At 66.4% G+C, this 15,314-nt stretch carries 13 protein-coding genes; 6 read left to right on the top strand and 7 right to left on the bottom strand.

Annotated elements, in window-relative coordinates:
- Window positions 1-8 precede the first annotated feature (8 nt).
- The 6 genes from AC0MAZ_RS18690 to AC0MAZ_RS18665 form a co-directional block, all read right to left on the bottom strand.
- Window positions 9-695, bottom strand: a complete 687-nt coding sequence (locus AC0MAZ_RS18690; RefSeq protein WP_475858822.1) for a helix-turn-helix transcriptional regulator — start codon at window positions 693-695, stop codon at window positions 9-11.
- Window positions 696-926: 231 nt separating this feature from the next.
- The gene (locus tag AC0MAZ_RS18685) at window positions 927-2,642 is read right to left on the bottom strand and encodes an amidase (RefSeq protein WP_475858821.1); all 1,716 of its coding nucleotides are present in this window, start codon (window positions 2,640-2,642) and stop codon (window positions 927-929) included.
- A gap of 185 nt (window positions 2,643-2,827) precedes the next feature.
- Window positions 2,828-3,412 carry a hypothetical protein gene (locus tag AC0MAZ_RS18680; RefSeq protein WP_203652385.1) on the bottom strand — a complete coding sequence of 195 codons (585 nt, stop codon included), beginning with the start codon at window positions 3,410-3,412 and terminating at the stop codon, window positions 2,828-2,830.
- A 16-nt stretch (window positions 3,413-3,428) separates the two neighbouring features.
- Complete coding sequence (locus AC0MAZ_RS18675) at window positions 3,429-3,992, bottom strand: hypothetical protein (protein ID WP_203652631.1); 564 nt, start codon at window positions 3,990-3,992, stop codon at window positions 3,429-3,431.
- A gap of 174 nt (window positions 3,993-4,166) precedes the next feature.
- The gene (yghU, locus tag AC0MAZ_RS18670) at window positions 4,167-5,003 is read right to left on the bottom strand and encodes a glutathione-dependent disulfide-bond oxidoreductase (protein WP_254464120.1); all 837 of its coding nucleotides are present in this window, start codon (window positions 5,001-5,003) and stop codon (window positions 4,167-4,169) included.
- 196 nt (window positions 5,004-5,199) lie between these two features.
- Window positions 5,200-6,156, bottom strand: coding sequence for a DMT family transporter (locus tag AC0MAZ_RS18665; RefSeq protein WP_475858820.1), 957 nt, complete (start codon window positions 6,154-6,156; stop codon window positions 5,200-5,202).
- A 104-nt stretch (window positions 6,157-6,260) separates the two neighbouring features.
- On the opposite strand from AC0MAZ_RS18665, the gene AC0MAZ_RS18660 reads away from it, so the two are divergent.
- Together AC0MAZ_RS18660 and AC0MAZ_RS18655 are read left to right on the top strand one after the other, a co-directional pair.
- Window positions 6,261-7,145 carry a LysR substrate-binding domain-containing protein gene (locus AC0MAZ_RS18660; RefSeq protein ID WP_203652388.1) on the top strand — a complete coding sequence of 295 codons (885 nt, stop codon included), beginning with the start codon at window positions 6,261-6,263 and terminating at the stop codon, window positions 7,143-7,145.
- Between the two features lie 120 nt (window positions 7,146-7,265).
- Window positions 7,266-8,420, top strand: a complete 1,155-nt coding sequence (locus AC0MAZ_RS18655) for a GGDEF domain-containing protein (RefSeq protein WP_232855524.1) — start codon at window positions 7,266-7,268, stop codon at window positions 8,418-8,420.
- Window position 8,421: 1 nt separating this feature from the next.
- On the opposite strand, the gene AC0MAZ_RS18650 is transcribed toward AC0MAZ_RS18655, so the two are convergent.
- The gene (locus AC0MAZ_RS18650; RefSeq protein WP_186733182.1) at window positions 8,422-8,745 is read right to left on the bottom strand and encodes a DUF2790 domain-containing protein; all 324 of its coding nucleotides are present in this window, start codon (window positions 8,743-8,745) and stop codon (window positions 8,422-8,424) included.
- A gap of 279 nt (window positions 8,746-9,024) precedes the next feature.
- Between AC0MAZ_RS18650 and AC0MAZ_RS18645 the strand changes: the two genes are divergently transcribed.
- The 4 genes from AC0MAZ_RS18645 (at window position 9,025) to AC0MAZ_RS18630 (ending at window position 15,311) form a co-directional block, all read left to right on the top strand.
- Window positions 9,025-10,368, top strand: coding sequence for an OprD family porin (locus AC0MAZ_RS18645; RefSeq protein ID WP_186714114.1), 1,344 nt, complete (start codon window positions 9,025-9,027; stop codon window positions 10,366-10,368).
- Window positions 10,369-10,733: 365 nt separating this feature from the next.
- Window positions 10,734-13,565 carry a xanthine dehydrogenase family protein molybdopterin-binding subunit gene (locus tag AC0MAZ_RS18640; RefSeq protein ID WP_475858819.1) on the top strand — a complete coding sequence of 944 codons (2,832 nt, stop codon included), beginning with the start codon at window positions 10,734-10,736 and terminating at the stop codon, window positions 13,563-13,565.
- The gene (locus AC0MAZ_RS18635) at window positions 13,558-14,097 is read left to right on the top strand and encodes a (2Fe-2S)-binding protein (protein ID WP_110738705.1); all 540 of its coding nucleotides are present in this window, start codon (window positions 13,558-13,560) and stop codon (window positions 14,095-14,097) included. Before AC0MAZ_RS18640 ends, AC0MAZ_RS18635 begins: the two co-directional genes overlap by 8 nt.
- 2 nt (window positions 14,098-14,099) lie before the next feature.
- Window positions 14,100-15,311 (top strand): cytochrome c, encoded by a 1,212-nt coding sequence (locus tag AC0MAZ_RS18630; protein ID WP_203652392.1) that lies wholly within the window; start codon window positions 14,100-14,102, stop codon window positions 15,309-15,311.
- Window positions 15,312-15,314 lie beyond the last annotated feature (3 nt).

Raw genomic sequence — 15,314 nt, 5'->3', positions numbered from 1 at the left:
TCCGGGGTTCAGTCGCGGGCAGCCGTGGCGGGTTCGCCGCGCAGCTGCTCCAGGTAGTTGTAGACGGTATAGCGGGTCACGCCGAGGGCCTCGGCGGCTTTCTCCACGCCACCCTTGACGATGAACAGGCCGCGCTCCTGCATGATGCGCACGGCCTCGACCTTGGCCTGTTTGTTCATCCGCCCCTGGCCGCTGCGTTGCAACGCATCCTGGATGATCCCGGCCATCAGCGCGGTCATGTCGGCCGCCTCGTCGGTCGCCGCCGGTGTGGCGCCCAGTGGCTGGAAGTGCTGGAGAAAGGCCATGGCCGCGTCCAGGCCGGTGACATCGGTGTTCACGCACAGGCTGGCGAAGGGGTGGCCGTCGCGGTCACGGAAGATCGCCGTGGCGCTGCGCAGGCTGCGACCCTTGAGGGTGGTGGGGTAGTCGGGCAGCACCACTGGCGCGCAACCTTGTTGGTCGGCCGAGGCCTGCATCAGCGCCTTGAAGCCCTGGTCCTGCTCGGGGGCGGCGAGAATCGGACTGCCAACCCGGCGGCCGGAGAGATGGCCGTTGACGATCGCCACCACCGAGCGCTCCGGGTGATCGAGGTCGTGCAGGAGGATTTCGACGTTGCGTGGGACGACACTGCCCAGGGCCTGCAGGGTGGCCTGGAGGACAGTCAGGGTGAGTTGGCGTTCTTCGAGGAGGGTCATGGCATCATGCAAATATCAACATAAAGTTGATATTTGCATGATTTGTTGAGTTTTACCAGCGTGCTCGTTGATCACGCCCCCTCAAGCCTTGCGCGATCCTTGTAGGAGCGGCCTTGTGCCGCGAAAGGGGCGCACAGCGACCCCGGCGATCTTTGCCTGATCACTGAACCTGGGGCTGCTACGCAGCCTTTTCGCGGCACAAGACCGCTCCTACAGGATGTGGCCGGTACTTCAGCCTTGTGGGTCAGCCAGCTTTGGCGTGCGCGGCGGGATCATGCGGCGCGAGCCGGTCGACTCGAAGGCGGCAGCAAATTTCAACAGATTGTTGTCACTGTACGCCTTGCCGGCAAAGGTCAGGCCCACCGGCATGCCGATATCGGCCATCACGCCCATCGGCACGGTCACGGTCGGTACGCCCAGGTGACGGATCGCCAGGTTGCCGTTGGCCACCCAGATGCCGTTGCTCCAGGCGATGTCCGCCGACGCGGGGTTCACATCGGCGTCCGCCGGGCCGACATCGGCCACGGTGGGGAACAGCACCGCGTCCAGGCCCTGGGCGTCCATCCAGTCTTCCAGGTCGAGCTTGCGGGTGGCTTCCAGGCCGCGCAGGCCATCGGGCACGCTGGCGATCTGGTCCCAGGTCTTCAGGCCGCGCTTGGCCATGTTGACGTATTCGTCCATGCCGGCGGCCAGGTCGTCCTCACGGTTGGGCAGGGTGCCCGGGTCGTGGGGGAAGATCCGCGGGCCGTCGACATCGGCCAGGCGGTTGAGCTTGGGATCGTCGTTGGCGCGCAGGAAGTCGTCGAAGGCCCAGCCGGACAGCTCCCACAGTTCGTCATGGAGGAATTCCTTGCTGACGATGCCGCGGGTGAACACGGTCGGCGCGCCCGGGCGGTCGCCCTCGCAGTTGGACACCAGCGGGAAGTCGGTCTCGACCACTTCGGCACCGGCCGCTTCCAGGGCCTGGCGGGCTTGCTTCCACAAGTCGATCACGCTGGCGCGGGTGTTGATGCGCTGGCCGGTCGGGCCGCCGATGCCGGGCTTCTGCGAGGTACCGGCTTCGCTGTCGGCGTTGATGTACATGCGTGGCACGGCGAAGCGCTTGCCCCTGAGCGACTCGGCGCCCACGGCGAGGTCCAGGTACGACTGCGGGCGCACGCTGGAGGCGGCCGGGATCGGCACCCAGGGCTGCAGGCGCCACAGGTCGCCGCGGCTGTCGGCGTCGTCGGCCACCACCGCGTCGAGGATTTCCAGCAGGTCGGCCATGGTCCGGGCGTAGGGCACGACCACGTCCATGGTCGGCGTCAGCGGCCAGTTGCCGCGCACCGAGATCACCCCGCGCGACGGGGTGTAGGCGCACAGGCCGTTGTTCGAGGCCGGGCCACGGCCACTGGACCAGGTTTCCTCGGCCAGGCCGAAGGCGCTGTAGCTGGCAGCGGTGGCGGTGCCGGCGCCGTTGGACGAGCCGGAGGCGAAGGGCGCGGTCAGGTAGGCGGCGTTGTACGGGCTCTCGGCGCGGCCGTAGACGCCGCGCTGCATACCGCCGTTGGCCATGGGCGGCATGTTGGTCTTGCCCAGGCAGATGGCGCCGCCGGCGCGCAGGCGCTCGACGGTGAAGGCGTCACGCTGGGCGACCAGGTCCTTGAACGCCGGGCTGCCGGAGGCGGCGGTCAGGCCTTTGACCAGGTAGCTGTCCTTGGCGGTGTAGGGAATGCCGTCCAGCGGGCCGAGGGTTTCGCCACGGGCGCGGCGGGCGTCGGAGGCTTCGGCCTCCTTGAGCGCGTCAGGGTTGCGCACGACCACGGCATTGAGTGCGGTGGCGGTGTCCTTGCCATCGTAGGCGTCGATGCGCGCCAGGTAGGCCTTGACCAGTTCGACGGCGGTCGTGCGGCCGGACTCGAGCGCGTCGCGCAGCTCGGCAATGGAAACCTCGGTTACCTCGATCATGCTGTCACCACAGTTGTGCAGGTGGAAAAATCATGGCGCGAGTGTAGCAAGAAGGTCCCGATGGGCGCAGGCATGCAGTGGCGAAATGCTTCGTTGCAGCGCGGCATTCAGGCGCTTGCGGGGCAGGGCTGAATAACCGGGGAGCGGCGAACCGCCGCTCCCCCGTTATCGATGGGCTTTGCTGATTACAGCAACTTGCGCTGTACCGCCTCGTCCAGGGTGCTGCGGGCCAGTTCGCGGACCACGTCGCGGGTATCGGCCTGGAACGGCAGGCCGACGATCAATACCAGCTGCATCCAGGTGCGCACCGACTCGCTCTTGCTGACACGGCCGATTTCCTTGCCGTCCTTGTCCTTGAACACGGTCTCCAGGGTGAAGGTGTTCTTGGCGGTCGACGGCACGATGAAGAAGGTGAAGCCGGTGATGAACGCCGAGGCCACGACGAACTGCTCATGGTTGGTCAGGGTCGATTCGGCGTACAGGTCGGCCGTGCCTTTCTGCGTGGTCACCTGGGTGAAGCGTCCGGACTCCTGGTAAGTCTCGGTGAGGGTCTTTTCCCACATCTGCGCCTGGGCGCCGGCGGCGGCGGTGGCCGGGTTGTTGTTGGCCTTGAAGAGCGACGTGCTGCGCAGGTAGGCACTTGGCTTGACCGCCTCGACGCTGGCCTTGGGCGGCCAGGTGCCGACCGGGGGCAGGTCGCCGGTGGAGTAGGAGACGCAGCCGCCGAGCAGCAGTGCGCCGAGCAGCAGCAGGTGTTTGAAGCCGTTCATGGGGTGATCCCTTCTTTCAACGTTTGGCCAGTTGCACGGTGGCGGTGTCCATCAGTTCGGTCACCAGCTGGTTGAGCTGTTTCGAGCCCATGGTCGGTGCCCAGTATTCGCGGCCATACAGGCCGACATTGCGCTCGAGCTTGACCTGGTCCTTGGCCCTGGCCAGCTCGCTGCCGTTGCGGTCGACAATGACCAGGTCGCCGGCGACATCGAAACTGTCGACATAGATCGGGCCATTGACCCAGATCCACAGCGTCAGCGTCAGCAGGGCGCCGGGGAAGTAGCCCGGGTGCGGGGCGCGACGGCCCTTGAGGGAGGTCATGTCGAACTTCAGCAGCACGTCCTGCTCGTCGAGGCGAGTGGGGTACTCGCTGATGGCCTTGAAGTAGCCGCCTTTTTCCACGTACTGGCCAAGCTGGCTGGTCAGCGAGCGGCTGATGGTGGTGCGCGTGGCTTCGTCGATGCCGGGGGCGGACACCACCACGTCGGCAATCTGCGCGGTGCGTGGGCTGGTGACCGAGGCAGGGTGTGGCGGGGTGCCGACGGGGCCGGTGACGTTATAGGAAATGCAACCGGTCATGGACAGCAGAGCCGCCAGGGTGGCGGCTCGCAGCAGTGTGTTCAACGTGGGACTTCCTTGCACAGGTGTGAAATCTGAGCAGGATGACGGCCGCGTTGCAGGGAACTTTAGGATGCGATGCCATTAAATTGATATCGCCCTGGGAGCAGGGCCGGCAATCGACCCCGTTCGATATCAGGCAAGGTCCGCCGCCGAATGGCGTTCCGCCACCTGGCTGGCTTCCTCGCCCCAGGTCCGATTGACCCGGGTGCCGCGTTGTACGGCCGGGCGCTGGGCGATGGTTTCGGCCCAGCGCTGTACGTTCGGGTATTCGTGCACCGCGAGGAACTCCGCCGCGCCGTACAGGTTGCCACGCACCAGCTGGCCATACCAGGGCCACACGGCGATGTCGGCGATGCTGTACTCGGGGCCGCCCAGGTAGGCACTTTCGCCCAGGCGGCGGTCGAGGACGTCGAGCTGGCGCTTGGCTTCCATGGTGAAGCGGTTGATGGCGTACTCGAACTTTTCCGGCGCGTAGACGTAGAAGTGGCCGAAACCTCCGCCCAGGTAAGGCGCCGAGCCCATCTGCCAGAACAGCCAGTTGAGGGTTTCGGTGCGCGTGGCGATGTCCTTGGGCAGGAAGGCGCCGAACTTTTCCGCGAGGTACAGCAGGATCGAACCGGACTCGAACACCCGCACCGGCGGTTCGACGCCGCAGTCGAGCAGGGCGGGGATCTTCGAGTTGGGATTGACCTGCACGAAGCCGCTGGCGAACTGGTCGCCCTCGCCGATGCGGATCAGCCAGGCGTCGTATTCGGCGCCGCCGTGGCCGAGGGCCAGCAGCTCTTCCAGGAGGATTGTGACCTTGACGCCATTGGGCGTGGCCAGGGAGTACAGCTGCAGCGGGTGCTTGCCGGTGGGCAGCGGCTTGTCGTGGGTGGGCCCGGCCACCGGACGGTTGATGCTGGCGAACTGGCCGCCGGAGGGCGCCTCGAAGGTCCAGACCTTGGGCGGAACGTAGGGCTTGCTCATGGGGAATCTCCAGTATGGCGCTATGCAGGTGGACTGCTTTCTATGCCATGGATTCGCCAATAGTCACAAGCGCGACATGCTCTGTGTAGGAGCGGCCTTGTGCCGCGAAAGGGGCGCGAAGCGGCCCCGGGGTTTCAGCGTTGATGCATCAATCGCCGGGGCTGCCATGCAGCCCTTTCGCGGCACAAGGCCGCTCCTACACGGTCCGTGCAGGGGCTGCGGGCTGGGGCGCGGGCTTTTTCGCGGGTTTCAGCCGCGACACCCCGAACAACACCAGCACCAGCCCGGCCACCTGGTACAGCGAGACCGCCTCGCTGAGGATCAGCCAAGACGCCAGCATGGTCAGCACCGGCCCCAGGTTGCCCACCGCCGCCGTGTGCGTGGGGCCCATGCGCTGGATCGCCAGGGCCACCCAGTAGATCGGCAGCACCGTGGAGAACAACGCCATCAGTGCCGCGTTGAGCCACACCGCGCTCGGCAACTGCAGCAACGGCGCGACATCCGCCACCAGCAGGTAGTGGGCCAGTACCATCAGCGACGAGGCGCTGCCGCACAGGCCGGCCAGGCGCATCGAGTTCATGCGCTTGAGCATCATCCCGGTACCGGAGTAGTACAGGGCATAGGTCACCGCGCTGGCGAACACCCACAACGAGCCGACCAGCACCTGGTTGCCGCCGCCCGCGCTGCCGATGTCATGCACGAAGGCGATGCCCAGCCCCAGGTAGCACAGGCCCATGGCCGCCAGCGTGCGCAAGGTGGGGCGTTCGCGTTGGACGACGGCCTGGATCACCAGCACCAGGGTCGGGTAGGTGAACAGGATCAGGCGCTCGAGGCCGGCGCTGATGAACTGCAATCCATAGAAGTCGAACAGGCTGGCCAGGTAGTAGCCGAACAGGCCGAGCAGGGCGACCCGCAGGCCATCGCCGGCGCTCAGCGGCGCTCCGTCCTGGCCACGGCTGGCCCACACCAGCCAGGCGAACAGCGGCAGCGACAAGGCCATGCGCAGCGCCAGCAGGCTGATGGCGTCCACGGGGCCGGCGGCATAGGCGAGCTTGACGAAGATGGCCTTGAAGCTGAAACCCAGGGCCGCGAGCACGGCATACAGGCTGCCGTTGGCGAGGGCGCGGTGGAGCGGGGCGGGTAGGCGGGTCATGACAGGTCCGTGACGGCAAAGGGGCGTGGCTTATTCTGCGCAGAACGCAGGCAGGCTAGAATCGCTTTTTCTCGAACATGGCGTTCTGATTTGGAGAAACCTCGATGCACTTCGACCTCGTGGACCTGCGCCTGCTCGCGGCCATCGCCGCGACCGGCAGCCTGAGCAAGGCGGCGGCGACCTTTCCGGTGGCGGTGTCGGCCGCCAGCACCCGGCTGCGCCTGTTCGAGGCGCGCTGTGGCTTGACCCTGTTCCTGCGCAAGGCCGACGGCATGCAGCTGACCCCCGCCGGGCGCCTGGTGCTGGAGTCGGCGCGCGGCGTGCTGGGCGAGGCGCAGAAGCTGCACGACACCCTAGGCGAGCTGGCCGGCCAGCGGCGCATTACCCTGCACCTGGCGGCCTCCACGGTGACCAACAGCACCTTGCTGCCGGCGGTGCTCGGGCCGTTCCTGGCCGACTACCCGGAGGTGGACCTGCAACTGGTCGAGCACAAGAGCATCGATGTGCTGCGGGTGGTGCTGGCCGGTGAGTGCGAGATCGGCGTGTACGACGGCAACCTGGTCAACGATGGCCTGGTGTCGCTGCCGTTTCGCACCGAGCGGCTGGTGCTGCTGGTGCCGCTCGATCACCCGTTGGCCGGGCGTGGCCAGCTGCGCCTGGCGGACGCCCTGGGTTTTCCCTTCGTCTGTCTGCCGGCCGAGCGCGCCATGCAGCGTTTCGTCGAGGAGCTGGCGATGAACCTGGCCATGCCGCTGAAGGTGCGGGTACGCGCCCCCAGCTTCGAAGCCATCGCCCAGTTGGTGGCCCAGCACGCCGGCATCGCCATGCTGCCCGAGACCGCCGCGGTACGCGCCGAACAGGAACTGGCGGTGCGCCGGGTGGCGCTGGAGGAGCGCTGGGCGACCCTGGAACTGCGCATCTGCTTTCGTGGCTGGGAGGCGCTGAGCTCCCATGGGCGGCAGCTGGTGAGCTTCCTTTCCGGGCAATAGCGCGGACGGATGTGTTTCCCGTCGAAATGCCATCATTTGGATATCAAATGTACCTGTGCAAACGCTGTCGAGCACATACAATCAGCGCTCTGAACGGTAAATCACAGGCCACTCCCACCCATGGCGTTCGACGCTTCCACCCTGCTGACCCTCTCCATTGCCCTGGCCGCAGTCGCCGCCTTGTACCTGGCCGTGGAATGGATCAGTGTGCGCGAGTCTTCCTTGCTGTGCTGGAGCGCCAGCTTCGCCACCATCAGCGTCGGCTCCTCGCTTGCCCTGCTGCGCGGCAGTGGTTATCTGTTCATCGGCATCTGGTTCGCCAATGGCATGCTGGTCGCCGCCCACTGGCTGTTTTTACTGGGGGTTTCGCGCTTCACCGAGGCGCGCCTGTCACGGGCCTGTTACCTGGCGCCGCTGCTCTGGCTCGGTCTGTTGCTGCTGCCGCAATGGCCGCTGTGGTCGAAGACTTTCCTGGTGGTCAACTCGCTGCTGGTCGCCAGCTTCACCCTGTACGCCAGTGCATTGCTGCGCCCGCACGGCAAGTCCCTCAGCGTGGGGGCGGTCCAGCTGCGCTACATCCTGCTGCTGCATGGCCTGTTCTACCTGGCCAAGACCTTGCCGGCGCTGCTGCCGGGGACGCTGATCGACCTCACGGCGTTCCGCGGGCAGATCATCCAGGCGTCGCTGGTGGAGGGTGCCATGGCGATCATGCTGATCGCCCTGTCGATGACCGGCACTGTGCGCTACCGCCGCGAGGAGCGCATCGAGCGCCTGGCCGCGCGCGATCCGCTGACCGCGCTGTACAACCGTCGCGCCCTGGAGGTGCGGGCGGCGAACCTGCTGAAGGAGGTCTCGCCGCAACGTCCGGGTGCTCTGTTGCTGATCGACATCGACCACTTCAAGCTGGTCAACGACCTGCACGGGCATGCCGCCGGCGACCGCCTGCTGGTGGCCTTGAGCGAAATGATCCGGGCGTTGCTGCCGGAGCGGGCGATCGCCGCGCGCCTCGGTGGTGACGAGTTCGTCATCCTGCTGGGTGATGCGTCGCGCCAGGCCATTGAACAGCTGGCCGATACCTTGCGCCGGCAGTTCCAGGCCACGGCCGAGCAATTGTTCCGCACCCCCGAAGCGGTGACCCTGAGCATCGGCGCCAACCTGTTCGACCGGCCACCGGCCAGTCTGGCGGCCCTGATCGAGCAGGGCGACGTGCTGCTGTACGCCTCCAAGCGCGGCGGGCGCAATAGCCTGCAGCTGGTGGACGGGCTGCGCGGCTGAGCTACTTGTTGTTGATGCATTGCGACTGCACCGAATAGCGCACGGTGCGCAGGGTGCCCTGGCTGTCCTCGAAGGTCATCAGCCGGGGCACCACCTCGCAGGTGCGCGGGTCGCCCGACTGGCGCACGAGGCGGGCGACGTCGAGCTTCATGCCATAGCGATAGTCGACGATCTCCGGCATCGGCTTGGCGCGTTGCGCCGCGTAGGCCGCCACGGCCTGCTGGTGGTCCTCGAGCAGCTGCTCGTTGTCCAGCCTGGAAAAGCCCGTGGCCTGGGCCGAAAGGGAAAGCGCCAGCAGGGCGGCGATCAGGGTCGGTCGTAGCATGGTGCGTGTCTCCGAAAGGTTCGTTTCGCAGTCCACGCTAGCGACGGGCAGCCGACAGCGGCATGACGCCCGGGTTACAGATATGAAAGGTGGCCGGGGATGCCGATCCCACGGCCGCGAATGACACGATTGTAATCCCCCCATCACCTTCCCGTTATCCGCCAGCGGCGAGCATCAGGCTCGGCCAACGGGGCTGGGTGCGCACGCATCTGGCCAGACCAGGGACGCTCCAGCGCCAAGGCCCGACAACAAGAACAGCCGCAATCGAAGGAGCAACGGATGACAAGCAATCCAACACTTTCCCTGGCCGCCCTGGTGGCGCTGGCCGGCTTCGGCCCGGCGGCCTGGGCCGCGCAAGAGCAGCAGGAAGGGTTCATCGAGGGCAGCCGCCTGAGCGTGCTCAACCGCAACTACTACTTCAATCGAGACCACCGCGACGGTCGCGCGCCCACCTACAACCCCGGCAAGGCCAGCGACAACGGCTACTCCGAAGCCTGGGCCCATGCCATCATCACCCGCTTCGAATCCGGCTTCACCCAGGGCACGGTGGGCGTCGGCGTGGATGCCTTCGCCATGCTCGGGCTCAAGCTCGACACCGGTGGCGGGCGTAACGGCGGGCGCAGTTCGTTCGACGTGCTGCCGGTAGACCGTGACGGCCAGGCCCGCGACGAATACAGCAAGGTCGGGGGCGCGGCCAAGGTGCGCCTGTTCGACACCGTGCTGCGGGTGGGCGATGTGTTCCCGGTCAACCCGGTGGTCGCTGCCGGCGACTCGCGGCTGCTGCCGGAAAGCTTTCGCGGGGTGACCCTGGAGAACACCAGCCTGCAAGGCTTGACGCTGCAGGCCGGGCGCCTGCATGCCATGAGCCAGCCGGTATCCAGCGACCTGCGCGAGAACTTCGTGACTTTCTACGGCGGCCCGGTCGACTCGCCATGGATCGCCTACGGCGGCGGCGACTACGCGATCAACGAAAACGTCAGCGTCAGCCTGTTCGGCAGCCGCCTGAAGGACGTGTGGAACCAGTACTACGCCGGCACCAGCGTGACCTGGCCGTTGTCGGACGAACTGGCGCTGATCGGCGGGTTCAATTTCTACAATGCCAAGGATGAAGGCCGTCAGCGCCTGGGGCAGTTCGACAACGACATCTGGAGCGCCAAGCTCGGCGTGCGCTACGGCGCCCACACCCTCGCGCTGACCCATCAGCGCAACAACGGTGACGACGATTTCGACTACCTGCGCCAGTCCGACTCGATCTTCCTCGACAACTCCATCCAGTACAGCGACTTCAATTCGCCGAAGGAGCGCTCGTGGATGCTGCGCTACGACCTGAACATGGCCGCCTACGGCGTGCCGGGCCTGTCGTTCATGACCCGCTACGGCCGTGGCAGCGACGCCGACTACAGCCACGCCAACGCCTACTACATGCGCCGCGATGACAACGGCGACCCGCTCACCGACCAGAAGCGCTGGGAGCGCGACATCGAGGTCAAGTACGTGGTGCAGACCGGCGCGGCCAAGGACCTGTCGCTGCGCGTGCGCCAGGCCACCACCCGGGCCACGGCCTTCGAATCGGACCTGGACGAGGTGCGGGTGATCGTCGAGTACCCCCTGTCGATCCTCTGAGCATTTCCCGAATTCACCTTGAGAAGCCCACGTGCTCCTTTGGTTACAGGTGAATGTCTTGACGCCTCCAATGAGGCGTCTTTTTTTTGCCCCCGATTTCGCCCCCCCCACCTGTAGGAGCGGGCTTGTCCCGCGATCACGGGCAACGCCCGTGCCAAGCAGTAGCGATGCCTCGCTTGCCCTCGCCATGGGCCCTATCCAATCGAAGGCCCCACCCCGCGACAAGTTGTCTGCTTGACTTGCAGAGGTACCCTACGATCGTCAACTTGACTTCGCAGTCAGTTTTTGTGATCGTGCGCGCCCTCCCAGTTTCTCAAGCACCAGAAAAAGCATGGGCAGCCCAAGAGCTACCCAGAGGATCAACCATGTCCAACCGTGATATTTCCCGGCGTTCGTTCCTGCAAGGCGGGCTGATCGCCGGTGTCGGCGTGACCCTGGCGCCGCTCGGCAGCCAGGCCTTCGCCGCCCTGATGGAAAACAAGGTCACCACCTCGCCGCAGAAGTGGATGAACCACGACGGCAAGGCGCGTTTTCGTAACGACGCGCTGTCCAAGGTCTGTGGCAACAAGGTGTTCGCCCGCGACATCCGCGCCAAGGACATGCCCGGCTGGCCGCAGCAGCAGGGCCACGCCATGCTGCTCAAGGCCACCAAGGCCGACCGCATCTACGCAGGCCATGACCTGTCGCTGCTGGGCGCCGAGCTGCAGCCGGACCGTATCGTCACCGCCGACGACCTGAAGAAGGACGGCATCGCCTGGCCCGAAGCCCATTCGCCGGACCCGCTGCTGCCGCCGGGCCAGGTGCCGATGTTCATCGGCCACCCGGTGGCGATCCTGATCTGGAACGACTTCGAGCGTTTCCGCAAGGCCAAGCTCAAGCTGCAGTTCAACGACCAGGCAATCCGCTATGGCGCCCAGGCGCCGCTGTACCAGCGCGACCCCTACGGCAGCTTCCGTTTCGTGCGCGTGGGCGGCAAGACGCCGTTCGACGAGGACGAATACTCGAGCCTGAAGAACACCATGCTGTTCCCCACCATCCTGGCGCGCAAGCCGGTATGGACCGCCGAGCCCAAGCAGCACGGCACCCTCACCGAGCAGGGGATGTTCTACGCCCAGCGCATCGACGAGCAGCTCAAGCAGCCGCCGGAAGACTGGTTGCTGTTCGACGAACGCTACAAGACCCCGTCGATCGAGCCCGCGGCCCTCGAGCCGGACAACGGCAACGGCTGGTTCGACCCGGCCACCGGCACCCTGCATTTCGTCGTGGCCACCCAGTGCCCGTTCGAAGTGGCGCAGGAATGCGTGCACATGATCAAGCCGTCGCGCTTCGGCCTGAAGCACCTGAACATGCACCCGGGCTACACCGTCGGCTACGGCTCCAAGGACAACAACATCTTCGTGTTCTACGCCGCCGTCGCCGCCCTGTACGGCGCGGGCGTGCCGATCCGCCTGGCCAACGACCGCTATGAGCAGTTCCAGAGTGGCATCAAGCGCCACCCGTTCGACATCCGCTACCAGCTGGCCGTCGACAAGAAGGACATGAGCTTCAAGATTTTCCGCGCCGACATGAGCGTCGACGGCGGCGGGCGCATCAACTACAGCCCGTCGGTGGCCGCCGTGGGCGCCACCGCGGCGCAGTCGATCTACTATATGCCGCAGAACGACCTGTCGGTGACCGCCTACCATTCCCGTGGCGTCGAGGCAGGCTCCATGCGCGGCTACGGCACCCTGCAGAGCATGGCCGCCACCGAGATGATGGTCGACGAGATCGCCGACCGCCTGGGCGTTGACGCCATCGAGCTGCGCCGCAAGAACGCGCTCAAGTCGGGCATGAAGAACACCCAGGGCGCGGTGCCCGCCGGTGCCCTGCGCCTGCACGAGATCCTCGACAAGGCCGCCGCGCACGACTGGTGGAAGAACCGCCAGGCGCGCAAGCAGGCCGAAGACGCCAAGGACCACGACAACTGGTACGGCGTGGGCTTTGCCATCACCCAGAAAGACTTCGGCACCGGCTCCGAGGCGCCGATGGCGGCAGTCGAGTTCACCGCTGACGGCCGTATCAGCCTGCGCCATATCGGCACCGAACTGGGCACCGGTATGTCCACCTCCCAGGCCCTGGTGGTCAGCGACTTCCTCGGCCGTGTCGCCGACGAGGTCATGACCGCCCAGACTGAGTGGCCGGAGTTGGCGCTGACCACCAGCGGCAACCCCTACCTGATCAGCCAGGCCGAGCAGGACGCCGCGCTGCGCAACCCGCGCTGGGTCGGCAAGCTGGCTTCGCCTTCGTCGGCGACCAACTCGGCGTTCTACTTCAGCCACGCCACCCGCGAAGCGGCCCGCGTGCTGTTCAACCACGGCCTGTGGCCGGCGGCCATGGCCCTGTGGAGCCAGGGCCCGTATGGCGGTCAGGCCAACCCGCTGGTGGTGCGCCGCGAGAACGCGGTGTGGGTCAACGGTGAGCTGACCGGCAACGGCCTGGCACCGATCCCGTTCGCCACGCTGGCCAAGAAAGCCCACGAAATGGGCCTGGTCACCGGTGTCAGCGTGCACGGTTTCAACCGCTGGAGCTGGGCCGAGGCCGACTACGTCATCGACGGCGTGCGCGAGCGCCTGCCGCTCGATGCCGTGGCGGTGAAGTACGGCGACGGCGCGGTGAACGCGAAGAAGGCGCAGATGAACAGCGCCGGCTTCCACCTGCTCGACCGGCAGAACGCCGAGTACCCGGCCACCCAACTGAACAACGCCATGGTCACCTACTACAGCCCGGTGGCGACGATCGTCGAGGTCAAGGTGAACAAGGGCAGCGGTGAAGTGAGCGTGCTCAACCACCACAGCTGGGTCGAGTGCGGCCGGGTGCTGGTGCCGGAGCTGGTCAAGGGCCAGCTCGAGGGCGGTATCGCCATGGGCATCGGCCATGCGCTGCTGGAAGAAATGCCGCTGTACGAGGGTGGCCCGGGCGAGGGCGACTGGAACTTCAACCGTTACCGCCTGCCGATGGCCAAACATGTGGCGGTATGGAAGCAGACTTCGGAGATCCTGCCGCCGCTGTCGCCGACCGATCCGTCCAAGGGCATCGCCGAAGTGGTGATGATCCCGGTGGTCGGCGCCATCGGCAACGCCGTGGCCCATGCCATCGGCAAGCGCGTGCGCGACCTGCCCATCACCCCCGCCCGAGTCAAGGAGGCCCTCAATGGCTGACCGCAAGCTGCAACTGACCCTCAACGGTCAACCTGTCGTCACCGAAGTGGTCCCCGATGACCTGGCGATGATCGACTTCCTGCACGAATACCAGAACCTCACCGGCTCGCGTCTTGGCTGCGGCCAGGGCATCTGCCATGCCTGCGTGGTGATCGTCGACAATCCCGACGGCACCAGCGAGGAAGTGCGCACCTGCATCACCGGCGCGCATTACTTCGAGGGCAAGAAAGTCCGCACCATCGAAGGCCACGCCAAGCTCGACGAAGCCGGCAACCCCGGCGAGCTGAACCCGATCCAGCAGAAGTTCGTCGACCGCTTCGCCTTCCAGTGCAGCTACTGCGCGCCGGGCTTCGTCAACGCCGCCACGGTGCTGGTGGAAAAGGCCCAGCGCAAGCCGCTGAAGCAGAGTGAGCTGGAGGGCGCCATCGAGGCCAGCCTCGGCCACCATGTGTGCCGCTGCACCGGCTACGTGCGTTACTACGAGGCGACCCGCGAAGTGCTGGGTGACCTCGGCCTGGTCAAGGAGGGTTGAGCATGACGCGTGTTCTGAGCAGCCTGGCCCTGGCCATCGGCGCACTGGTCACCTTCAACGCCCAGGCGGCGGACGAGGCCTTGATCAAGCGCGGCGAATACCTCGCCCGCGCCGCCGACTGCATGGCCTGCCACACCGCCGAAGGCGGCGCGCCGTATGCAGGCGGCCTGCCGATCCATTCGCCGTTCGGCACCATCTACGGCACCAACATCACCCCGGACAAGCAGTACGGTATCGGCAACTACAGCAGCGACGAGTTCTTCGCCGCCCTCACCGAGGGCAAGCGCAAGGACGGCGCCAACCTGTACCCGGCCATGCCGTACACCTCGTACCACCTGGTCAAGCGCGAGGACTCCGACGCCATCCATGCCTACCTGATGAGCGTGGCGCCGATCAACCGTCCGGCCCCGGAAACCAGCCTGAGTTTCCCGTTCAACGTACGCACCGGCCTGATCGGCTGGAACCTGCTGTATGGCAAGAGCGTGCAGCTGGAGGAGGGCAAGGGCAACAGCGAGGCGTGGAAGCGCGGCCAGTACATGGTCGAGGTGCTCGGCCACTGCGGCGAATGCCACACCCCGCGCAATCCGATTGGCGCGCTGCAGCAGGACAAGCGCCTGACCGGCGGCTTGCTGCTGGGCTACCTGGCACCAAGCCTGCTGGCCCAGGACCTGGCCGACCGCGGCTGGAACCAGGCGGATCTGGCGACCTTCCTCAAGCACGGGGTCAGCGCCCAGGGCAGCATGTTCAACGAGATGTACCCGGTGGTGCACCACAGCACCCAGCATCTGCAGGACAGCGACCTGGCGGCCATGGCCACCTACCTGCTCGGCGACCAGCCGCCGGCGGCCAAGGTGGTGCAGGCGGTCGCCCACGAAACCATGGGCGAGAGCGCCAAGCGCGGCCGCCAGCAGTACCTCAACGTCTGCGCCGGCTGCCACGGTGTCGAGGGCGAGGGCAAGCCGCACATCGCCGTGGCCATGCGCGGTAACACCGTGCTGCGCCAGGCCGACTCGCGCAACCTGGTCAAGGCCATCGTCGACGGCATCCGCGAGCAGCAGTTCACCGGTTTTGAGCGCATGCAGCCGATGCCGGGCTTCGCCGACAAGCTCGACGACCGGCAGCTGACCGATATGGTCAACTACCTGCGCGAAGCCTGGGGCGGCCTGCCGGGCGACCTGACCACCCAGCAGCTGGCCCAGCTGAAGGCGGACTGACCC

This window comes from Pseudomonas sp. A (assembly GCF_056270345.1).
The sequence above is the reverse complement of the archived record's forward strand: the minus strand, read 5'-3'. Positions and strand labels throughout refer to the sequence as shown.

Excerpts from the sequence above, each read along its gene's own strand:
- AC0MAZ_RS18690 (WP_475858822.1), bottom strand. The coding sequence starts at position 695 with ATGACCCTCCTCGAAGAACGCCAACTCACCCTGACTGTCCTCCAGGCC.
- AC0MAZ_RS18685 (WP_475858821.1), bottom strand. The coding sequence starts at position 2,642 with ATGATCGAGGTAACCGAGGTTTCCATTGCCGAGCTGCGCGACGCGCTC.
- AC0MAZ_RS18680 (WP_203652385.1), bottom strand. The coding sequence starts at position 3,412 with ATGAACGGCTTCAAACACCTGCTGCTGCTCGGCGCACTGCTGCTCGGC.
- AC0MAZ_RS18675 (WP_203652631.1), bottom strand. The coding sequence starts at position 3,992 with ATGACCGGTTGCATTTCCTATAACGTCACCGGCCCCGTCGGCACCCCG.
- yghU (WP_254464120.1), bottom strand. The coding sequence starts at position 5,003 with ATGAGCAAGCCCTACGTTCCGCCCAAGGTCTGGACCTTCGAGGCGCCC.
- AC0MAZ_RS18665 (WP_475858820.1), bottom strand. The coding sequence starts at position 6,156 with ATGACCCGCCTACCCGCCCCGCTCCACCGCGCCCTCGCCAACGGCAGC.
- AC0MAZ_RS18660 (WP_203652388.1), top strand. The coding sequence starts at position 6,261 with ATGCACTTCGACCTCGTGGACCTGCGCCTGCTCGCGGCCATCGCCGCG.
- AC0MAZ_RS18655 (WP_232855524.1), top strand. The coding sequence starts at position 7,266 with ATGGCGTTCGACGCTTCCACCCTGCTGACCCTCTCCATTGCCCTGGCC.
- AC0MAZ_RS18650 (WP_186733182.1), bottom strand. The coding sequence starts at position 8,745 with ATGCTACGACCGACCCTGATCGCCGCCCTGCTGGCGCTTTCCCTTTCG.
- AC0MAZ_RS18645 (WP_186714114.1), top strand. The coding sequence starts at position 9,025 with ATGACAAGCAATCCAACACTTTCCCTGGCCGCCCTGGTGGCGCTGGCC.
- AC0MAZ_RS18640 (WP_475858819.1), top strand. The coding sequence starts at position 10,734 with ATGTCCAACCGTGATATTTCCCGGCGTTCGTTCCTGCAAGGCGGGCTG.
- AC0MAZ_RS18635 (WP_110738705.1), top strand. The coding sequence starts at position 13,558 with ATGGCTGACCGCAAGCTGCAACTGACCCTCAACGGTCAACCTGTCGTC.
- AC0MAZ_RS18630 (WP_203652392.1), top strand. The coding sequence starts at position 14,100 with ATGACGCGTGTTCTGAGCAGCCTGGCCCTGGCCATCGGCGCACTGGTC.